21 protein-coding genes and 2 rRNA genes are annotated in these 20,773 nt (G+C 48.3%); 15 read left to right on the forward strand and 8 right to left on the reverse strand.

Features of this window, described 5'->3' with window-relative positions; translation table 11 throughout:
• Positions 1-174 precede the first annotated feature (174 nt).
• The 4 genes from QXR92_03235 (at position 175) to QXR92_03250 (ending at position 6,468) form a co-directional block, all read left to right on the forward strand.
• Positions 175-1,676: ribosomal RNA gene (locus QXR92_03235) — 16S ribosomal RNA — on the forward strand.
• Positions 1,677-1,860: 184 nt separating this feature from the next.
• Positions 1,861-4,928: ribosomal RNA gene (locus QXR92_03240) — 23S ribosomal RNA — on the forward strand.
• Together the 16S and 23S rRNA genes form the textbook arrangement of a ribosomal RNA operon.
• 170 nt (positions 4,929-5,098) lie before the next feature.
• On the forward strand, positions 5,099-6,004 hold the full coding sequence (locus QXR92_03245; protein MEM0319019.1) for a cysteine synthase family protein: 906 nt from the start codon (positions 5,099-5,101) through the stop codon (positions 6,002-6,004).
• Positions 6,004-6,468: a ParB N-terminal domain-containing protein gene (locus QXR92_03250; GenBank protein ID MEM0319020.1), complete on the forward strand. Its 465-nt coding sequence runs from the start codon at positions 6,004-6,006 to the stop codon at positions 6,466-6,468. Before QXR92_03245 ends, QXR92_03250 begins: the two co-directional genes overlap by 1 nt.
• Here QXR92_03250 and QXR92_03255 read toward each other — a convergent pair.
• Entirely contained in the window at positions 6,428-6,889 is a 462-nt protein-coding gene (locus tag QXR92_03255) for a hypothetical protein (GenBank protein ID MEM0319021.1), read from the reverse strand. The genes QXR92_03250 and QXR92_03255 overlap by 41 nt on opposite strands.
• A 208-nt stretch (positions 6,890-7,097) precedes the next feature.
• Here QXR92_03255 and surE point away from each other — a divergent pair, with 208 nt between their 5' ends.
• The 4 genes from surE to QXR92_03275 are packed head-to-tail and all read left to right on the forward strand — an operon-like array spanning position 7,098 to position 11,039.
• On the forward strand, positions 7,098-7,919 hold the full coding sequence (gene surE, locus QXR92_03260) for a 5'/3'-nucleotidase SurE (GenBank protein ID MEM0319022.1): 822 nt from the start codon (positions 7,098-7,100) through the stop codon (positions 7,917-7,919).
• Positions 7,920-7,967: 48 nt separating this feature from the next.
• Entirely contained in the window at positions 7,968-8,366 is a 399-nt protein-coding gene (locus QXR92_03265) for a translation initiation factor IF-5A (protein ID MEM0319023.1), read from the forward strand.
• A gap of 18 nt (positions 8,367-8,384) precedes the next feature.
• Positions 8,385-9,743 (forward strand): signal recognition particle protein Srp54, encoded by a 1,359-nt coding sequence (locus QXR92_03270; protein ID MEM0319024.1) that lies wholly within the window; start codon positions 8,385-8,387, stop codon positions 9,741-9,743.
• Between the two features lie 18 nt (positions 9,744-9,761).
• The gene (locus QXR92_03275) at positions 9,762-11,039 is read left to right on the forward strand and encodes a tRNA pseudouridine(54/55) synthase Pus10 (protein MEM0319025.1); all 1,278 of its coding nucleotides are present in this window, start codon (positions 9,762-9,764) and stop codon (positions 11,037-11,039) included.
• Here QXR92_03275 and QXR92_03280 read toward each other — a convergent pair.
• The 6 genes from QXR92_03280 to QXR92_03305 all read right to left on the reverse strand — a co-directional run bounded on the left by QXR92_03280 (position 11,032) and on the right by QXR92_03305 (position 14,850).
• Positions 11,032-11,733 carry a TrmH family RNA methyltransferase gene (locus QXR92_03280; protein MEM0319026.1) on the reverse strand — a complete coding sequence of 234 codons (702 nt, stop codon included), beginning with the start codon at positions 11,731-11,733 and terminating at the stop codon, positions 11,032-11,034. The two genes, QXR92_03275 and QXR92_03280, sit on opposite strands and share 8 nt — an antisense overlap.
• Entirely contained in the window at positions 11,726-12,391 is a 666-nt protein-coding gene (locus QXR92_03285; protein MEM0319027.1) for an RsmD family RNA methyltransferase, read from the reverse strand. The genes QXR92_03280 and QXR92_03285 overlap by 8 nt, the downstream gene beginning before the upstream one ends.
• Complete coding sequence (locus QXR92_03290; protein MEM0319028.1) at positions 12,337-13,221, reverse strand: rRNA adenine dimethyltransferase family protein; 885 nt, start codon at positions 13,219-13,221, stop codon at positions 12,337-12,339. Before QXR92_03290 ends, QXR92_03285 begins: the two co-directional genes overlap by 55 nt.
• A gap of 5 nt (positions 13,222-13,226) precedes the next feature.
• Positions 13,227-13,907 (reverse strand): DUF655 domain-containing protein, encoded by a 681-nt coding sequence (locus tag QXR92_03295; GenBank protein MEM0319029.1) that lies wholly within the window; start codon positions 13,905-13,907, stop codon positions 13,227-13,229.
• A 261-nt stretch (positions 13,908-14,168) separates the two neighbouring features.
• Entirely contained in the window at positions 14,169-14,510 is a 342-nt protein-coding gene (locus QXR92_03300; GenBank protein MEM0319030.1) for a hypothetical protein, read from the reverse strand.
• A gap of 28 nt (positions 14,511-14,538) precedes the next feature.
• Positions 14,539-14,850, reverse strand: a complete 312-nt coding sequence (locus QXR92_03305; protein ID MEM0319031.1) for a 50S ribosomal protein L21e — start codon at positions 14,848-14,850, stop codon at positions 14,539-14,541.
• 221 nt (positions 14,851-15,071) lie between these two features.
• Here QXR92_03305 and QXR92_03310 point away from each other — a divergent pair, with 221 nt between their 5' ends.
• On the forward strand, positions 15,072-15,584 hold the full coding sequence (locus tag QXR92_03310; protein MEM0319032.1) for a 50S ribosomal protein L16: 513 nt from the start codon (positions 15,072-15,074) through the stop codon (positions 15,582-15,584).
• A gap of 102 nt (positions 15,585-15,686) precedes the next feature.
• Here QXR92_03310 and QXR92_03315 read toward each other — a convergent pair whose 3' ends face one another.
• A complete protein-coding gene (locus QXR92_03315) occupies positions 15,687-16,961 on the reverse strand; it encodes an SLC13 family permease (protein ID MEM0319033.1) in 1,275 nt (424 codons plus the stop codon).
• A 131-nt stretch (positions 16,962-17,092) separates the two neighbouring features.
• Between QXR92_03315 and dph2 the strand changes: the two genes are divergently transcribed.
• The 6 genes from dph2 to QXR92_03345 all read left to right on the forward strand — a co-directional run bounded on the left by dph2 (position 17,093) and on the right by QXR92_03345 (position 20,767).
• A complete protein-coding gene (dph2, locus tag QXR92_03320; GenBank protein MEM0319034.1) occupies positions 17,093-18,139 on the forward strand; it encodes a diphthamide biosynthesis enzyme Dph2 in 1,047 nt (348 codons plus the stop codon).
• Positions 18,133-18,762: an METTL5 family protein gene (locus QXR92_03325; GenBank protein MEM0319035.1), complete on the forward strand. Its 630-nt coding sequence runs from the start codon at positions 18,133-18,135 to the stop codon at positions 18,760-18,762. The genes dph2 and QXR92_03325 overlap by 7 nt, the downstream gene beginning before the upstream one ends.
• 1 nt (position 18,763) lies before the next feature.
• Positions 18,764-19,330, forward strand: coding sequence for an exosome complex RNA-binding protein Csl4 (locus QXR92_03330; GenBank protein MEM0319036.1), 567 nt, complete (start codon positions 18,764-18,766; stop codon positions 19,328-19,330).
• A 49-nt stretch (positions 19,331-19,379) separates the two neighbouring features.
• The gene (locus tag QXR92_03335) at positions 19,380-20,024 is read left to right on the forward strand and encodes a DUF2067 family protein (protein MEM0319037.1); all 645 of its coding nucleotides are present in this window, start codon (positions 19,380-19,382) and stop codon (positions 20,022-20,024) included.
• A 160-nt stretch (positions 20,025-20,184) separates the two neighbouring features.
• Positions 20,185-20,487, forward strand: coding sequence for a DNA-directed RNA polymerase subunit L (locus QXR92_03340; GenBank protein MEM0319038.1), 303 nt, complete (start codon positions 20,185-20,187; stop codon positions 20,485-20,487).
• Positions 20,456-20,767 (forward strand): hypothetical protein, encoded by a 312-nt coding sequence (locus QXR92_03345; protein ID MEM0319039.1) that lies wholly within the window; start codon positions 20,456-20,458, stop codon positions 20,765-20,767. The genes QXR92_03340 and QXR92_03345 overlap by 32 nt, the downstream gene beginning before the upstream one ends.
• The last annotated feature ends 6 nt before the right edge of the window (positions 20,768-20,773 follow it).

Here is a 20,773-nt window from a genome sequence, read left to right on the forward strand (position 1 = left end):
TTATAAGCCAATTAGAATAATTCGAGTAATCGCAATCAAGATGACGGCTCGAGGAGACCCCGCAGGTGCGGGGAAAACTCGGGTCCGAGATAGGCTGCGCGAGAATCCCCAAAATCAGGTTGGGGGTGGCGCAGAATTCCACCAAGGGATTCATCCCCCCAACCTTGCGGCCGAACTCCGGTTGATCCTGCCGGACCCGACCGCTATCGGGGTGGCGCTAAGCCATGGGAGTCGCACATCCCACCGCTGTGGGGTGTGGCGAACGGCTGAGTAACGCGTGGCTAACCTACCCTCGGGACGGGAACAACTCCGGGAAACTGGAGCTGATTCCCGATAGGTGGGGAGTCCTGGAACGGTTCTCCACCGAAAGGGACTAGAAGGGGCTATCGCTTCTAGTCCGCCCGAGGATGGGGCTGCGTCCCATCAGGTAGTTGGCGGGGTAATGGCCCGCCAAGCCTATAACGGGTAGGGGCCGTGAGAGCGGGAGCCCCCAGATGGGCACTGAGACAAGGGCCCAGGCCCTACGGGGCGCACCAGGCGGGAAACCTCCGCAATGCGGTAACCCGTGACGGGGTCACCCCGAGTGCTCCCCTTATGGGGAGCTTTTCCCTGCTGCAGGAAGGCAGGGGTAATAAGTGGGGGGCAAGACTGGTGTCAGCCGCCGCGGTAATACCAGCCCCACGAGTGGTCGGGACGGTTATTGGGCCTAAAGCGCCCGTAGCCGGCCCAGCAAGTTCCTGCCTAAATCACTGGGCTCAACCCAGTGGCTGGCAGGAATACTGCTGGGCTAGGAGGCGGGAGAGGCCGGGGGTACTCCTAGGGTAGGGGCGAAATCCTATAATCCTAGGAGGACCACCAGTGGCGAAGGCGCCCGGCTGGAACGCGCTCGACGGTGAGGGGCGAAAGCTGGGGGAGCAAACCGGATTAGATACCCGGGTAGTCCCAGCTGTAAACGATGCGGACTAGGTGTTGGACGGACCTAGAGTCCGTCCAGTGCCGCAGGGAAGCCGTTAAGTCCGCCGCCTGGGGAGTACGGCCGCAAGGCTGAAACTTAAAGGAATTGGCGGGGGAGCACCACAAGGGGTGGAGCCTGCGGCTTAATTGGAGTCAACGCCGGGAACTTTACCGGGGGCGACAGCAGGATGACGGCCAGGCTAATGACCTTGCCCGACGCGCTGAGAGGAGGTGCACGGCCGTCGCCAGCTCGTGCCGTGAGGTGTCTGGTTAAGTCCAGCAACGAGCGAGACCCCTGCCCCTAATTGCTACCCATCCCTTCGGGGGTGGGGCACATTAGGGGGACTGCCGGCGTCTAAGCCGGAGGAAGGTGGGGGCCACGGCAGGTCAGCATGCCCCGAAACCCCCGGGCTGCACGCGGGCTACAATGGCTGGGACAGCGGGATCCGACCTCGAAAGAGGAAGGTAATCCCTCAAACCCAGCCGCAGTTGGGATCGAGGACTGAAACCCGTCCTCGTGAACGAGGAATCCCTAGTAACCGCGCGTCATCATCGCGCGGTGAATACGTCCCTGCTCCTTGCACACACCGCCCGTCGCTCCACCCGAGTGGGGAAAGGGTGAGGCCTTGCTCTTAAATGGGCGAGGTCGAACCCTTTCCCCGCGAGGGGGGAGAAGTCGTAACAAGGTAGCCGTAGGGGAACCTGCGGCTGGATCACCTCCTGGTGGCTACAGGAGGTTGGGGGGATATGACCTTGGTGGGACTGCAGAGCCACTTCTCGCGCGGCCTATCTATTTCCATGCAGCTCGAGACAATGTCTCGGGCGAAGGGCTGAGGGAGGAGAGATCATCCTCTCAATGCGGCCATGTACAGGAGCATCTGGACGCCTAATTGGGCGGGCCCTGTCCCAGGAGCGGCACTTAAGCCGTCTGGTGGATGGCTCGGCTCGGGCGCCGAAGAAGGGCGCGGCAAGCGGCGAAATGCCTGGGGGAGGCGCATGCAGCCGTAGAACCCAGGATTCCCGAATGGGACCTCCTAGCGTGGACTAATAGTCCACGCTGCTCCGTAAGGAGCGGGAACCCCCCGAACGGAAACATCTTAGTAGGGGGAGGAGGAGAAACCAAGAGGGATTCCCTGAGTAGGGGCGACCGAAAGGGGAAGAGGCCAAACCAAACCCCTGCGCGATAAGTGTGGGGGGATGTGGTGTTGCGGGCCCATGGCTGAGCCTTGAGCTCAGGGGGCCGACCTAGGATAGCCGAAGTAGGCTGGAAAGCCTCACCGTAGAGGGTGATAGTCCCGTAGGCAAAATCCTGGGGGCCTCTGCCATGGGCCAGAGTACCCCGGTCTGGTTTGACCGAGGGAAGCCGGGAGGCATCAGCTTCCAAGCCTAAATACGTCCCGAGACCGATAGCGAACAAGTACCGTGAGGGAAAGCTGAAAAGAACCCCGGGAGGGGGGTGAAAAGAGCCTGAAACCAGGCGGTTACACAGGATGCAGCCCTCAAGAGATGACTTCCTCCAAAGGAAAGCGGGGTGACCCGCAAGTACGAGGAGGGGGGATCGGGGTTGCATCTTCCGTCTTGAAACACGGGCCGGGGAGTTCACGGTTGTGGCGAGCTTAAGGGGTATACCCCCGAAGGCTCAGGGAAACCGACGGTCCGCAACCGGCTCTGCCGGTGAGGGACGGGGTCCCAAAGGGCCTGGAGTCACAGCCGTGAGACCCGAAACCGGGTGATCTAGGCGGGGGCAGAGCGAAGCCGAGGGAAACCTCGGTGGAGGCTCGAAAGGGTTCTGACGTGCAATTCGTTCCCCTGACCCCCGTCTAGGGGCAAAAGACCAATCTAACCCGGTGATAGCTGGTTCCCGCCGAAGTGGGTCTCAGCCCAGCCTCACTGGAGGTTGGCCGTGGGGTAGAGTTACTGATTAGGGGTGCAGTAGCCGAAAGGCTACGGCTCCTAGTCAAACTCCGAACCTGCGGCCGCCGAAGAAGGTGGGAGTGGGGTTTCCCAGGGGTAAGCCTGGGAGCCGAGAGGGGAACAACTCAGACCGAGGTTAAGGCCCCTAAGTGCCGGCTAAGTGCCATCGAAAGGGCGTCACCAGCCTAAGACAGTGGGGAGGTGGGCCCAGCAGCAGCCATCCTCTAAGGAGTGCGTAACAGCTCACCCACCGAGGCTGGTGGCCCCGAAGATTGGTCGGGGCTAAGCCGGCCGCCGATACCTCGGGGCACCCCTGCAATGCAGGGGTGATCCGGTAGGCGGGCGTCGGGGTGGGGTAGAAGTTGGGCCGTGAGGTCCAATGGACCCGCTCCGAGTGCGGATCCCGGTGGTAGTAACAGCGAAGAGGGGTGAGAATCCCCTCCGCCAGAAAGGGCCAGGGTTCCTCGGCAACGGTCGTCGGCCGAGGGTCAGCCGGTCCTAAACAGGCCCGTAACACGGTGCCTGTGAAAGGGAAACAGGTTAACATTCCTGTGCCGTGGAGGTAGGCTTCGCGGCAACGCAAGGCTCGGTCTCCGACGCTTCGGGGTAGACCGACAGGGGTTGCCACCCCTGCTAACCTGCCGTGGACCGGGGAGTACCGTCATGGTGAGAACCGGTCTAAGGGGGGAATGGCCTGCCTTGTGCAGGTTCGGTCAATCCCTGGAGCCCATGAAAAGGGGACCGAGAACGATCCTCCACGCCCGTACCGAGAACCGACACAGGTGCCCCAGGGTGAGAAGCCCAAGGCGTCTGGGGGGCAGCGCAGGCCAGGGAACTCGGCAAATTGGCCCCGTAACTTCGGGATAAGGGGTGCCTGTGGTTCTGGGCTGAAACCCGGATCCACAGGTCGCAGTGACCAGGGGGACCTGACTGTTTAATAAAAACATAGCTCACCGCTAGCCCGTAAGGGTGTGTACGGTGGGTGAATCCTGGCCACTGGCGGTCCGTGAAACCCGGGTACAACCGGGCGAAGCGCCGCTGAAGGCCGGGAGTAACTCTGACTCTCTTAAGGTAGCCAAATGCCTTGCCGGGTAAGTTCCGGCGCGCATGAACGGATCAACGAGGTCCCCACTGTCCCGGTCTGCGCCCCCGTGAATCTACCTGCTGGTTCACAGTCCAGCAACCTCCCGTAGGGAGAGAAGACCCCGTGGAGCTTTACTGCAGCCAGACGTTGTCCTATGGGCGTGGGAGCGTAGCGTAGGTGGGAGGCGTCGAACCCATCCTTTCGGGGATGGGGGAGCCGATCCTGAAACACCACCCTTCTGCGCCCGTAGGACTAACCCTGGCGCAAGCTGGGGGACAGCGCCTGGTGGGCAGTTCGGCTGGGGCGGCACGCGCGCGAAAAGATAACACGCGCGCCCAAAGGTCGGCTCAAGCGGGTCAGAAACCCGCTGTAGAGTGCAAGGGCAAAAGCCGGCCTGACCGGACCCTGGATAACAAGGGGTCCGGACGGGAAACCGAGGCCTAGCGAACGCTCGTGCCCCCACTGGTGGGGGCCGGGCATGACAGAAAAGTTACCCCGGGGATAACGGAGTCGTCGCGGGCGAGAGCTCCCATCGACCCCGCGGTTTGCTGCTTCGATGTCGGCTCTTCCCATCCTAGAGGTGCAGCAGCCTCTAAGGGTGGGGCTGCCCGCCCATTAAAGGGGATCGTGAGCTGGGTTTAAACCGTCGTGAGACAGGTTGGACTCTACCCACGGGAGGCGTCGGCCGTCTGAGGGGAAGATGCCCCCAGTACGAGAGGAACAGGGCATCGCGGCCTCTAGTCTACCGGTTGTCCGGCAGGGCAATGCCGGGCAGCCACGCCGTTAGGGATAACCGCTGAAAGCATCTAAGCGGGAAGCCCGCCCCGAGACGAGACGGCCGTTCCTGCACGGGGCAACCTGTGCAGGAGGAGGGCCCCCATAGAAGATGGGCTTGATAGGACGGGGGTGTAAGCCCCAAGGGACTTGTTCCCGAGGGGTGAGCCTGCCGTTACTAAAAGCCCGACGCCGCTTAGCTTCCCCTGGGAGCATGCAGGACCGAGAATAGATATGAGCGGTCCGCAGGGCTCGCCCAAGGTTCAGCCCAGGTGCTCCTGTACATGGCTGTTAGAACATAAATTTCTGCTATTCTGATATATACTAGGTCTTTTATTCGCTTTTTCTTTCATAAAGCTTGCGGGGATTCACTTGATTCCAACTCCCATTGAACTCATCAACAAAGTTCATCCAACTCCAATTGTAAAGCTTAGGAACAGGATTAATGATTCTGCTCTCTACGCTAAGCTCGAGTTCTTCAATCCGTTTTCGCAGAGCATAAAGGATAGACCCGCCAAGCGCATTCTCGAGGAAGCCATCAGCTCTTCTCTTCCAAAAAAGATCTATGAGGCAAGCTCTGGAAACTTTGCTATAGCTTTGACACTTCTCTCAAACGCATATGGCATTCCAGTTAGAATATACCTCCCCAAGGGCTCTCCAACGTCCACTCAGTCACTGCTGAAATTGCTTGGAGCTGAGGTAGTAATAACAGATTTTGATAGCATAAATCCTGAAATGATTGAAATGGTGAAAGAGGAAGCCGAGAGAGATGGTGCTGTGAATCTAAACCAGTTTGAGAACGATCTAAATCCTCAGACTCACTATGAGGAAACCGGAAAAGAGCTTGTGGAGCAATTGCTAGAGGAGGGGGTGAAGCCAACTCATCTCATTGTTGGTCTTGGGACTACAGGGACGCTTTGGGGTGTGGTGAGGAGAGTGGAGGAAGTGAGAGAGTGGCGTGGAATTAAGATAATTGGCGTTCAGCCAGCTAAGGGATCAAAAATTCCTGGAATAAAGAGAATAGAATCCAGGCCAAAGTGGATTGGAATGGTAGAGCTAAATGAGATCTTGGATGTCAGCGATCGAGAGGCTGCACTGGGAGCAATAGAGGTTGGCAGAAAAGAGGGATTGCCCATAGGGCTTTCCTCTGGAGCTGTTTATATTGCTTATAAGAAAATAGCAGAAAGAGAGAGGGGAGTTTTTGTGACAATATTTCCCGACTCCATCTACAAGTATGTTGAAGTTCTGCAGAAGCTGGTTGGTGAGGCATTAAGGTGATGGCATCAAAGCTTCTGAGGAGAACAGCCCTGGCAAATATAGGGGATCTTCTCCCCCATGAGATGATAAGCGAGCAAACAGTCAATCTAGTGCAGAAGATGATTGCTAGCGATGGAGCTTTCAAAGTTCCGGTTCTTGTTGACAGCGAGTTTGGAATAATACTCGATGGACATCACAGAGTTGAAGCACTTAGAAGGCTCGGAATAAAGCTGGCTCCTGTCTATATTGTGGACTATCGCTCAAACGACATACTCGTCTTCTCAAGAAGGAAGGAGATAATTGTAACAAAGAATGAAGTTATAAGAAGAGCCCTGAGAGGTGACCTATATCCATATAAGACAACTAGACATGTGGTTGTTGGGGGAAGCATGCCTTGCTCACTTATATACCTAGATGAGCTGAGAGGGGAGAGAGCCCCCCTGCCTATTGTGAGCTTTCAAAGGAAAGCTTTCTCATTGGGATGATGAACGTTTTAAGAATGCTATCTCCTGGATCAAGCCTAGCATAGCCCATGGGAGGGATCCAGTTTGGATAGATCATCCTTATTTCTCTCAGCGAGATGAAGACCTTGTACAGCCTCGGATGCCTAATTTCAATGGCAACAGCACTTTTTGATCCCTGAATGAACATCTTTGACTCCGGAGATATGCCCTCTGGATTCCTCCTTCTTACATATCTCCAAATTTCCTCTGGAGTGCCGATCCTTATTTTTCCTATAGTAAATTCCCCCCAGATCTCCTTTACCCTCCCACTCACATATACTATGGCCACGCTTCCCTCTTCCAGTCCTGTTCCCCTTCCTCTCCTTAGCTCAAACTTTTTTCTTCTATCGAATATTGCTCTTGCATACTCAGGCCGAACCGAAAACATGTAGAATGTGCTCAAAGCACATCGGCCTCCCAGTTTTTCAATTCAGATTCGCAATTTTCATTGACCCTCCTACCAAATCAAAGCTCCTTCCTTTATAATTTCATCCTCTCTCGCCATGAAGCTTAAATCTCCTGACCTCCATAGCTCTAGAGAAAACGGAGCTCATGGCTGCAAAATTTTAATTCAAGGAGTTTAATAAAAGTGGAGTGAATGATTGGAGGATGTGGATTTGAGCAGGAGAATCGTCATAACAAATGATGATGGGATCTATAGCCCAGGGCTCAAGATACTTCATGATTCGGTTTCTGGCCTGGGAGAAGTCAACGTAATTGCACCAGAAACGCCGAAGAGCAGTACTGGACTAGGACTCACCCTGCACAAGCCTCTCAGAGTGATGAGAATTAAGCTCTGGGGAGAAAAACCTCTTATAGCAGTAAGTGGAACTCCTAGCGATATAATACACATTTCGGTCCATATACTAAATGGAAGACCTGACCTCGTTCTCTCAGGGATAAATGTGGGAGATAACACTAGCCTTCAGGTTATTCTTTCATCTGGAACAGTTGGGGCAGCGATGCAGGCATCTCTCCTGGGAATACCGAGCATCGCATTGAGCGCAGATGTCAGATCACCGGAGGAACTATTGAGGAAAAGCTACAGAAAGGGTGTAATGGCTGTGTCAAGAGCAATAGCTACCTATGTGCTTGAGAGAGGAATGCCAAAGGGCTTCGATCTGATTTCTGTCAACTTTCCCTCAGTTGTCGGAAAGAAGACAAGGGTAAAAATAGCTAAGCCTGCTAGAGTTAGATTTGCTCAGTACACGGAGAGAAGAATAGATCCCCAGGGAAGGCCGTACTTCTGGATATATGGAGAGCCCACATCTCCCGAGCAGGGAACAGATGCCTATGTAGTATTGGTAGAGAAGAACATTGCAATCACTCCGCTTTCTCTGAATCTGAGCTCATGCCAAGAGACAGAGGAAATAATTGAGCCAATGAGGGCTGAAGCTGAGAGGGCTCTGGAAACTGGAATCTCCGGCACATAAAAAACAATATTTACTTTTATAAGAAAAACAGGAAAGAGGTATTGTGCCATGAGCATAGTTTATACCTCGCTCGGAGATGTGAAGGTGGGTTCATATATAGTAATAGATGGCGAGCCCTGCAGAGTTGTGGAGATAACAAAGGCAAAGACTGGAAAGCATGGAAGCGCAAAGGCTCACGTTGTAGCAATAGGTCTATTCAGCGGCAGCAAGAAGACGATAACTGCTCCTGTTGATCAGAGGGTTGAGCAGCCGATAATAGAAAAGAGGGTTGCCCAGGTAATTTCGGACCTTGGAAAATCCTTCCAGCTAATGGATCTTGAGACATATGATACATTTGAGGTTCCAAAGCCGGAGGACCCAGAGCTTGCTGGGAAAATAGCACCTGGAAAAGATGTTGAATACTGGGAAGTAATGGGAAGAAGGATCATTGTGAGAACAAGAGGATGAAAGAGGATTGAATGATAGTTGAGCTCGCTGTTTTCTGGGCTTAGGGAAGCAATAAAGAAGTATTTTTCCAGCACCTCTCCCTACGAGGAGAGCGTTGAGGAGTTCATAAAGGACCTTCAGAGAACTCTCATAAAGTCTGATGTGAATGTAAAGATAGTTTTTGAGATGTCAAACAGAATAAAGAAGAGGGCTCTTGAGGAAAAGCCTCCTCAGGGAGCTTCTAGGAAGGATTGGTTTCTAAAGATAGTCTATGAGGAGCTAGTCTCGATTCTTGGAGGAGAGGAAGAGCCTGAGATAATTCCAAGGAAGAGGCCATATGTAATAATGCTGGTTGGGCTTCAGGGAAGTGGTAAAACAACCACAGCAGCAAAGCTGGCATGGTACTTTAAAACCAGGAAGCTCAAGTCTGGCCTTATTGCAGCTGATACTTACAGGGCTGGAGCATACGATCAGCTGAAGCAGCTGAGTGAGAAAGTTGGAGCTCTGTTCTATGGAGATCCAAGAGAGAGGGATCCTGTGGCTATAAGCTTGAGGGGAGTGGAGGAGCTGAAGAAGCAGGGGGTCGATGTCATTATCATTGATACAGCTGGGCGTCATGGCTATGGAAATGAGGCAGATCTCCTTGAAGAGATGAGGCAAATCGCTTCTGCTGTCAAGCCTGATGAAATAGTAATGGTTCTAGACGCTTCCATTGGACAGAAGGCTTCGGAAATAGCTAAAAGGTTTCATGAAGCTACTCCAATAGGAAGCATAGTGATATCAAAGATGGATGGAACTGCAAAGGGAGGCGGAGCTCTATCAGCAGTGGCGATGACGGGGGCAAAGATAAAGTTCATAGGCACTGGAGAGGAAATAAGCGAGATAGAGCCTTTCAGGACTAAAAGCTTTGTATCTAGGATACTTGGACTTGGGGACATTGAGGGACTTCTGGAGAGAATGAGATCGCTGGAGATAGATAAGGAGGAGCTGGAGAAGCAGGCTGAGGAGATGCTCACAAAGGGCCTAAATATGAAGCTCATATACAAGCAATTGATGCAGATAAGAAAGATGGGTCCTCTGAGCAAGGTGCTGAAAATGATTCCCGGGTTTAGCATGAGTATCCCAGATGACAGCGAGCTGGAAAAGATTGGGGAGGAAAAGTTCGACAGGTGGATCGCAGCCATCAACAGCATGACGTATGAGGAACTGGAGAAGCCGGAATTAATTGAAAGGGAGAAGAGCAGGCTGAGAAGAATAGCAATTGGTTCAGGAACAAGGGTGGAGGATGTAAGGGAGCTGCTGAAGTACTATGAGGGGACAAGGAGGATGCTGAAGCAGCTCAAGAGGAAGAAGTCCGTGCTGAAGAAGCTTGAGAAGGAGGGAGAGGGTCTTTTCTGAGCTTTCGTGGTGGGAATTTTGGGATCCATTCTGGAGGAAGCAGCCAATGTCATGAAATCATTTCCTCTCTGTGATTCTTGCCTAGGAAGGATGTTCTCAACTCTGATGAGGGGAATGAGCAATGAGGAGAGAGGAAAAGCTCTGAAGAGAGCTGTTGTAATGGATATACTGTTGAGGATGAAAAGCGGAGAAAAGGATGCCGAAAATAATTTGAGGGAAATTGCCAGATCGCTGGGAGAGGACTTCAATGAGACTCTGAAGTCGGTTGGAATGCAGAGAGATGTTGTGCCATGCTATATTTGCGGAAACAATATCAGGGAATGGAAGAAGCTGTATGAGAAAGCTGTTGAAAGGCTGAAGGAAGTTTCTGCGGAGTCGTTTCTGGTAGGTGTTCGAATACCAAGAGATATTGAGGAAAGGGAGGAGGAAGTTGTGAGAGCTCTCTCCCTTTATACTGCAGAATCAATTAAATCTGAGCTTAAGAGGGAAATCGGAAAATCCATTTCCATGCGTCTTGGAATACCTGTTGAGTTCAAGACTCCTGGGGCCGTTGTATATGTTGATGTTGGGAAAAATGATGTTGAGATTGCTGTGAACCCCCTATTCATAAAGGGAAGATATGTGAAGAGCGGAAGGAACATAAGCCAGATCAGGTGGTTCGATGAGCCATTGAGCAGCGACTCCCTGTCTATAGAAAAGATGATTTCATCGCTTCTGAAAATATACGATGGATCTGAGATTGTCCTTCATGCCTCTGGTAGGGAGGATGTCGATGTCAGAATGCTTGGGTATGGAAGGCCATTTGTGGTAGAAATTAAGAATCCAAGAAAAAGAAGAGCAAATTTAAAGCTTGTCTCGGATATTCTGAACAGATCCTCTCCATATGGTAGATTTTTCATTGAAGGAATTGGAAAGAGGGATGATGTGAGAACCCTTAAGCTTATGGATAGGGCCAAACTGAAAGCATATAGGTTCGTGGCTGTTTCAGAGGAGCCAGTGAATGAAGATGATATTGAGAAAATTGCTGCAGGTTTGAGGGGAGCTACGATAAAGCAGAGAACGCCCACCAGGGTTCTGAAGAGAAGGGCAGACATTGTGAGGAGCAAGAGGATTCACGATATAAGCCTCACAAGAATTGGAGAGAATGCGATTTTGGGGATTTTGGTAGCCGATGGAGGTCTATATGTGAAGGAGCTCATTTCAGGAGATGATGGGAGAACTGTGCCTAGCTTCTCTAGCTTGACTGGAAAGAAAATGAGCTGTGCTGAGCTGGATGTTCTGAAGGTATTTATTTAGATTCACTTTGGATTCTTCTTAGGGCTCTTCTCAGAACGTGATGGACAACGCGAATTTCCATTCTGGATGGAGAAGATTTGTAGATGATTTGTCTGAATGCCCTGCTTGCTCTCTCTACCTTGTGTGGATCTCTGTGAACAAGAGCTGATATTTGGGAAAAAGTTGAAATTGTGCTTTCAATGTCTTCCCTCGAAGCAGTTTCAATAATGGGCTCGGTCTTCTTCTTCGCAGTGAGCTCATACAGGTATATAGCAACTGAGTTTGATAGGTTCAATGCTGGGTATTCTTCCGATGTTGGTATAGTTGATGCCAAATCGCACTTCGAGAGCTCTTCCCTCGTCAGTCCAGTGCTTTCCCTTCCGAAAACAAGGCACACATTTTTGTATTTGGAAACCAGTTCAGGTAGATGCAAGGAGGATACTGTGTTTCTCAATATATCATCAGAAGCCCCTTTAGCTGTAGTGCATATTTTAATATCGCAGCCATTCAGTGCATCTTCAATTGTTACATGCCTAACAATGGAATGATACAGATGCCCTGCTCTTACTGCATATCTGAGAACCTCTTCCTCGTTGTACTCTCTAGTTGATACTATATGAATATCCTTGATGCTGAAATTTGCTGCAAGCCTCAATATCATGCCAAGATTTACTGATCCCTCTGTATCAACTAGCACCAATCTCAGATTATCCATTTTTTTCCCCTCTCAATAGGTAGAGCCTCTCAAAAAAATAATCTCTTTTATCGACAACTTCAGTGATGAAATGTAGAGACCTCATTGTCTTCATGATCTCTTCAGCCCCTCCCAGCGAGGAGGATACTAGGAGAACCGTGTATTTTCCGCTAAGAAGCCCTTCAAGGCTCTTGAGAATTCTCACGGAAGTCTCGGACCCCTTCTTCCCACCATATAAAGCCATATCCAAAAAATAATCTCCAGTTGACTGATCGTATGGCAGGTATGGGGGATTGATCAGAACCAGATCGAAGTGAGTCCCCCTGCGAATTATGCCATCAATATCTCCAGCAATGATCTCCACAGATTCAGCTCTCTCTCCTAGAATTTTTCTTAGGTTGAATTGAGATGTTTCACAGGCCTTTGGAGAAATGTCTACTGACATGACATGTGAGGCTCCTCTTTCGACAGCAAAAATGGAGAGAATTCCGCTGCCGCTGCCTATATCGAGAACCCTAGCATTCTCAAGCAAGCTAACATTTTTCTCTAAATAGGAGAGAATCATGTATGTATCATCGCTTGGGTCATATACTGATGGGGGGATGCATAAGCTGTATCCCCATCTTAGCTTCTCTGGGCTCCCATCAGGGCAGCTCTTGCCAGCTCCTCCATTTGCCATGGTGCTATCTCCCTCACTCTCAGATTCTCGACCTCTCTGAGAATGCTCCTTCCAGTTTCAACATCTATTTTCAAATTGAGCCTCTCCATGCAGAATGGAACCACCTTTCTGGCAACCCTATTTCTCTGGGAAAACAAACATCCGCTGATTTTCTCCAGAATTGAATGCAGAACATTATCATAATCTCTTTTTCTCACAAGTCTGATTACTGTTACGCTAACTTTTGGTCTGGGAGCGAAGCAGTTTGAACTGAAGGTCCCCTTCATTTCCCTCTCAAACAATAGAGAGGAGAGAACGGAAATTCTCCCATAGTTCTCATCTCCAGGAGAGGCAGCAATCCTCATTGCCACTTCACTCTGAACTCCGAGAACTGATTCCCTAATGCTGTTGTTCCTGGCTATCTCCAGAAAAATGGGGACAGAAAGGGAAAATGGTGTGCTGGAAATCACAAGGGGTATTCTTGTCCTTCGAAGAATCTCTATTCCATCTCCCAAAACTAAGGCAACTCTGCTGGATTCTACATTCTTCGATGCAAGCTCGAAGAGCCGGGGATCCTTCTCTACTGAAATTACAAAACCCCTCATTCTGCTTATAAGGAAAGCTGTTAAGAAGCCTATCCCAGTTCCAATTTCTAGAATTTCGTTGTATTGAGAGGAGGCCGAGGAGCTCAATGTCTCAAGATAATCTCTACTTACGGCGAAGTTCTGGCCAAGTCTTCTAGAGGGCCTAATGCCTGCTTCTTTCAAGAAATGTCTTGTTATTTTTCTCAGGCCATCGCTTGAGATTTTTGAAGCAAATTCCTCTGAGATTATAGCTTGAGGATTTCTCATGGAAATCAATCTGCATATATGGACTCAAGAACTCTTAGATATACAGCGTCCTTCTCAGCAATCTTTGGTTTAATGAAAAGATAGTACCTCTCCCCTCCCTCGAGCTCTTTTATTATTCTGCTCGCTATTATGCTCTCAATGTTGTGGAGCTTTACTCCTCTTAGAGCCAGTCTATCCTCGACTTCCTTCAGAGATTTAAACGGTGCCCTCTTTCTCTCATCGAGAATTATGTTTAGGGTTCTCTTTCCTATGCCTGGGAGGAGCTCGAGGGAGTGCATTCTCAGTGTAATTGCTCCCAATGTGTTGAAAATCTTCACGAAGGCCTTCTCGTTCTCCTTAATTATGTTTGAGAGGACAGTGAGGAGATTCGATTTTGAGACAGAAGTTAGATCGGAGTAATCTATCGGTCCAGTAATTGATCTTATAGGACCCTTTCCTATATAATCGGATCCGATGTAGATTTTTTCCCCCACCTCAAACGTTTCTCCTTCCGGAACTACAAGCTCAACAAGCGTAAAGAACTTAACACCAACAGCCTGAGCAAGGGGAACCCTCCTGTGCTCGGGATGCCTATCGAATGGATTCCCTTGGGGGAGGTAATCCAGAATTGCGGCAGTATCATCTGGTATCTCTCCTTTTCTACCGAAATATGGTGGGAATCTTCCTTCACCGGGTCCTCTCTGCATTTCGAACCTCCACCGCCAGCTATTTTTCAATTTGCTAATTCAATCTATATTTGGGCTATAGACATGAATATGGTGTTTTTCCATAAATATCTACTGCATGCAGCACCTCTATATACCCTCCCTATATTTGAGGTGGGGGAGCATAGCTTCCTTGGCAGCCTGTTCTTTTTGCACCTCATTTTCATTTATGATTTCTCTTGCAGTTTTCTCCATATTGCTCGCTCACCAGAGAAGTAAAGTATTTGAGATAGTTTCTCAGTGTTAGCTAGAACATTTGGATAGCGCTTCTGCTATCCTCTTTACATCTTCCAAAGACATGGATTGGCTCTCAGGTGGCAGAAGGGCCCTTATTTCTGCCTCATCTCTGGGGAGAACATTCAGGAGCATGATTGCTAATTCCTTGCTCACGCCTATTTCTTCAAGCTCTTTCAGAACTTCGCGTGAAGTTTCATAGCTACAGTCGAATAGAATGCGGGAGAGAGTTTCGTCGGTTCTGAGAACCAATGGATTGGATTCGGAGGCCTGTGATAACAGCTTCTCCCTAAGGATCTTAATTGCCTCATAGTTGTCGATTGGATGGGATTCAAGAACTTTTTTTATCAAGGTAACCATCTCTCAAATTGATGATGCTTCAAGAAAAAGTAGTACCCTGAACGGGTCTGAGGTGCTCTGGTCTGACAAACAGCGTTTTTCTAATGCTGCCTTCCTGGAGCACTGCTACGTATGCTCTCCCTCTTCTCCCTACTATTTCGACAGTTCTTCCGTGATACCTTCTGTGCGGCATTCCGTGATGAACTGACGGGTTTATCTTTATAACTGCTTTATCTCCAGGCTTGTAATCCAGCATGAGCAAGCTAAGCGGAGGAACTGCCCCCCTTTCCCTTATTTCCTTTTTCAGGAGCTTCCTAGTTCTGTGCCTCAGTCCTCTTGAAGCTCTTACCATGGATTTATCACATCCTTATTGCTAATTGGATAATCCTACCTAGCTTTTCTGAATCAATTACGTGGAAACTGTTTAATAACGTTTATGTTGTGCTCATTGGTGAGATCAGATATTCAAGCTGCTTCTGCCGCTGAATAGAAAGAGCGGAGATAGCCTTTCCAAAATGAATGAAAATATTAATTAACTGAGTAGAGAAATTCTTGCTGTGCGAGTTGATCTATATGCCAATGAGACCTGCCAGATGCTATACCCATTTCAGCTCTCCACCGTATACTAGAAAAGAGTATATCCCGGGAGTCCCGCAGCCGAAGATATCGAAGTTCGAGATGGGAAATCCAAAGGTAGAAGGAGATTATTTGGTAAAATTGATAGTTCTTGAGGATGGACAAATAAGGCATAATGCCCTTGAGGCTATGAGAGTTGCTGCCCATAAGCTCTTGACCTCGAAGCTTGGAGAAGAGAACTTCTACTTGAAGGTTGTCAGGTATCCTCATCACGTCATAAGAGAGAACAAGATGATGGCATTTGCAGGAGCAGACAGGCTCCAGGATGGAATGAGGCTTTCCTTCGGGAAGCCAATAGGCACAGCAGCCAGAGTGTATAAAGGGTATGAAGTACTGGAGGTTATAGTAAAGAAGGAGCATCTAGAGATAGCAAAGAGAGCGGCTAAGGTGGCTTCATCTAAGATCCCCCTGCCATCCAAGATAGAGATCGAGGAAATAGAAAAGAACTGAGCTGCTGTTTTCTTCTGCTGAGAAGCCAGCGTGATAGGTCAGGATTTCTTATATTTACTCTTTGTAATAGTAGAATAGCTACTTTCTGACAAGAGCATGAAGCTAGAAAAAGATTATGAAAAGCAAGTATACTACGAGGTTAACAGCTGTAACCAATGCTCCTACTCTAAGGAACGTTGTGAATTTTATGGTTGTATTGAACTTGCTTTCAACAACCTCAAGTATTATTATGTTAGATGCTGCTCCAAATAGAGTTAAATTTCCAGCAATAGTTGAGGACATTGCAAGGGATACCCATGCCTTAACATCCTCTCCAGTGAATCCAAGAGCATTCATGTAATTTATGAAGAGCTTGACAAAAGGCACATTGCTTAGTAGCTGGCTAAGTATTATTGATGTAGTGGAAATTGCAATGGGCTCGAATAGAGTGTTTGGCTTGCTTTTCATGAAAAGGGATATCAAGTCGCTCGAGACTCCGCTGTTCCATATCCCCTGCATTGCTATGAACATTGTTATGAAGAACATTATTGTCCCCCAGTCAATTTCCTTAATTACTTTTCTGGGCTCCTCTACAAAGAAGTACATGGCTGAAGCTACAAGAAAGGGTATGAATCCTATTTCCTCGATGTGAGGCTCTCCTCTCAACCTAAATATGTCGTTGGCGAGCATTAGAGATATGACTGAAATGAGGGAGAGGGAAGCAATTAGTGCATCCCTTTTGTTCTTCAGGCTCTCCTCTGCTATGAGGCCAATCTCAATCCCTTTCCTTGGGACCTTGAGAAGAAATGAAATGATCAGAGGGGTAATGATTAGATTGATGAGCGTTGGAACGAATAAGTAAGACATGAAAGATATGAAAGGGGCCTTCATGCCAGAGCTCACGGAGATCAGAACGTTCTGCGGATTTCCTATTGGAGTTGTAGCTGAGCCTATAGTTATGGAGAATGCTAGAACAAGGAGGAGGGCTTCAAGAGAAATACCAGTGGCTCTTGATATAGTGTATATTATGGGGGGACCCATTACAGCTATAGTATCATTGACAGCAAATGCTGCCATTAGACCGAATACAATAGAAGAAACAATCATTATGCTATATGTTGATTTGAGCTTTGTTATGAACCAGTACGATAGGAGGCTCAGAAGGCCAGAGGATTCAGCGAGCGAAACAATGCTGAACATGCCGATGAGAAAGAATATTACATTGAGATCTATCACCGTTGGCAGCTCCTCTATGCTGACCAGCTTACCAATGATGCTGAGAAAAGCGAGAAATGACATGAAAGCCCACACGGGCATTTTTGGATTTCTAGATCTGAGCATGAGGAAGGATATCAGCATTATTAGCATCAGCCAGCCCAGAAGATACTGATATGTCAAGAGAGCTCACCGGCTATGAATCAAGAATGGAAAAAGAGCTTATTAATGGTTCATTTGCGACAAAAAGCAATCTGTTAAATTTAGTTATAACGAAAATATATGAATGCAATAGATTGCACAGCGGGAGTGCCTTGGAGGCTGGCAAAATGTCAATTGATGATGAAATGCTCTATGATTTCGAACTGGATTCGCTAATAGAAAAGCTAAGAGGAGCAAAGAGGATCCTCGTTCAGATTCCTGATGGGCTGAAAATGTACTTTCCAGTAATAGAGAAGCAATTATCAAGCTCGCTTGGAAGTGAAGTCATTCTATCGATTAACAGCAGTTTTGGTGGATGCGATCTGGACATACATGAGGCGCTTCTCCTAAAAGCAGATGCATTAGTTCACTTTGGTCATAGCGAGTACTCTCTCCAGGAAGTTCCATACGAGGCTGAGAAATTGAAAGTTCTGTTTGTTCCCGTTTACTATAAGGGAGATATTGGGGATGAACTAATCTTGGAGGCTGCAGAGAAGCTGAGGGCTGCTGGAGCACAACGACCCGTCATCGGCGCTTCCGTACAGCATGTGAGGCTTATACCGAAAGTATATGAGAGGCTGAGCTCCCTCGGATTCTCACCAAGAATTTCGTCTGGAAAAAGAATGTTTTCTGGACAGATAGTAGGATGCGATTATACAGCTCTGATCTCTGCTGTGGATTCCGATTCCGCTCTGATAATAAGCGGGGGACTCTTCCATGCTCTTGGTGCTTCTTTTGCCTTCAGAGGGCCAGTGATTCAAGTGGATCCATATGCGGGAAAGGTGAGGAACATGGAGGAAGAAAGAACAAAGTGGATGAAGAGAAGGTATGCAGAGATGATGAGGGCAAGGGAAGCAAGAATGTGGGGTATTATAATTGGAACGATGATAGGACAGTATAGACCATCTATACTCGAAAGGCTTAAGAGGAGAATTGTTGAGAGGGGCATGAAATACAGATTGTTTGCTTCTCACATTCTGAAGAGAGAGAACTTACTTAACTTGGCAAATTATGATATAGATGCTTTTGTGGTCACATCGTGTCCAAGAATCCCAATAGATGACTTCACGCTTGATCCGATGGAAAAGCCGGTCCTCACTCCTGGAGAAGCTCTATCTGTTATTGAGGGGAAATTGGAGGTATATAGGTTTCCTTGGTAGAAGGAACAATTGATAAAAAGAAATTGGAGATCATGCTAGATAAGCTTGAGGGAAAGCTTAAACCGCTGCCGAATCTTGAGCAGCACAGAACGCCAGGATGGATAGCAGCAGACATAGTTTGGACAGCAAGACAGTCTGGAATGCTCCTAAATAAGAGAATTTTGGACCTAGGGTCTGGAGTAGGGATCTTCTGCATAGCCTCTCTGCTTGCTGGAGCTTCCGAATGCATTTCCATCGAGATCGATCCAGATTCAATTGAGGTCCAAAGAAGGAACTTGGCCATGTATGAATTGCAGGATGATGCGCATGTTATATTGGGGGATGCTAAACATCTTCCATTGAGAGAGAGCATATGCGATTTGGCTCTGATGAACCCTCCTTTTGGGACTGTAAAAAAAGGAGATGATGTTGCTTTTCTTTATTCCGCTGTTTCAGCCTGCAGAGCAGCCTTAAGTCTTCACCTCTCCAGCGAAAAGACCAGGGAATTCATCTACAGAGAGATGGAAAAGATTGGAAAGAAGAGCAAAGTGTTAAAAACGTATAAAATGGAGTTAAAACAAATATTCGAATATCACAGATCTAGAATAAAGAGGATAAGCGTGGATCTATATTTGGTGGAGTGATATGGAGAACAATGATGTTGTCGTACCAGGAGAGGAGCTGGCAGTCATAGAGGAGTTCTCTCCACTGAACGGAACATACAGCGATGAGAATGGCTTCGTGAGAGCCTCGCTTTTGGGAAAGGTTTCGAAAGATCTATTGAACAAGGTAATAAGAGTAAATCCCGTGAAGTCCAGGTATGCTTTTCCCATGGTGAAGGATATCGTTATTGGGTATGTTAGCTTCTTGAGGGGAGAGATAGCCATGGTGAATATTGTGAGAGATGGAAACCTCAGGCCTTTGACAGGACAGCTGGCTGGCTTTCTCCATATCTCACAGACGGGAGCTGAGGGAAGGCACATCAGTGAGCACATTGCCCCAGGGGATCTTATAAGAGCAAGAGTGATATCGTCTGAAAATCCATTTCAGCTTTCAATAAAGCATCCCTCACTCGGAGTCATCCTGGCCTCGTGCTCTCAGTGTGGGGCCATACTGCGGAGAGATGGAGACAAGCTAGTTTGTCCAAAGTGTGGAAACATTGAGAAAAGAAAAATTGCCTCAGGATATCTGAATTTAAAAAGAATAGAGTAGAGATCTTCTAGAGGTTTGTTGAAACGAGAGAGAAGGTGGGTTTTCCGTTTTGACGGTAAAGAGAAAAATTGTTCTGAGGATTTCAGGTGAGATTGAGAAGGAAAAGATCATTGAGGAAATAATGTCGAGAATATCTGCACAGGAGGCATTTTACAGGCTTAAGGGAGACGTTCTAGAACTCAGGCTTATAGGAGATCCCATTAGTGTTGAAAGAAGTGTTGAGGCTGTGAGAAAATTTGCTTCAAGTACGATGCTCGGAGCTGGAGGGAAGAGGGGAGGGACAATCGTTCAGCTATCACAGGCTTCCAAAACTCTCGGAGTTCCTGTTCCAATTGAAGCATTTTCACATCTTCTTGAGGCATTGGGAGTAAAGGTAAAGAAACAGAAGGACGAGATCATCATATATGAGAGGGCGGAAAAAGTTAGAGAAATAGCTAGAGATTTCTTCTTAAGGCTAAGAGAATCCAGAACAATCGCTTTCGGAAAAGCAGCTGAGCTTATTGCTATTCTCAGCTTCCTTCATGATCTTCTTCCCATCGAGATCTCTGAAATTGGGAAGGAGCTGGGAGTTTTGGAAGAGAAGGATGGAAAGGCTCAACTGAGAGTGAGATGGGATGACGCATTTTTAACTCTCAATAGAGAGCTAAGTGAGTCAAAGGGAAAAGAAGGAGAGAGTGGAAAGGCTCTATTTTAAGCCGAAGTTCAAAGAAAATATAGCTCTTAGAACACTTATGGGCTAAAATTAAAAAGGGGAGAATGTAATTGTTTATCATTCACTGGAGAATTGGAATATTAAAGGCTCCAGTGGAAGATATTTTGCTGTTCAATGTCTATGCATTGAGAAGTGATTAAAAATGTCGACAGCACCGAATTATGTTGTTAGAAAAAAGTCGAGCACTGAGCTAGAGCTTGAGATATTCAATGAAGACCACACTCTGGGAAACTTGCTAGCAAAGAGGATATTGGATGAAAGGGGTGTGGTCATGTCCTACTACAGAATAGAGCATCCCCTTAAGAACAGCATTATTCTCTATGTGAAGACCGATGGAAGCATTTCCCCAATTGAAGCTATTAGGAGGGCTGTGAAGGGCACATATGCCCTCATCGATGAGCTGGGTGCTAAGATTGAGGAGAAGCTCAAGGAGGCTCAAGCCTGAGAGCAGAGTACTGGAGCTCTTGGTAAAGGGGGGAATTGCTATAGGGCTCGTTACAAAGGGGAACTTAATAGAGCATTTCCTTATCGAAAGGGTTGACTCCGATCTTCCAGAGAGGCTGAGTGAGAGGGGTTTCATAAAGGAGGTGAGAAAGGTCGTGATTAAGGGGGGGAACAGCGAGCTGCTTTCGAGATTGCTTGGTGCTGAGGCATTGGAAAATCTCCCTCATGAAGAGCTTATGCTGAACATTCTAGATGAATTGGAAAAATTGAGTGGGAGGTGATTTCAG

It is taken from the genome of Fervidicoccaceae archaeon (genome assembly GCA_038734945.1).
Lineage (GTDB): Archaea > Thermoproteota > Thermoprotei_A > Sulfolobales > Fervidicoccaceae > ARK-14.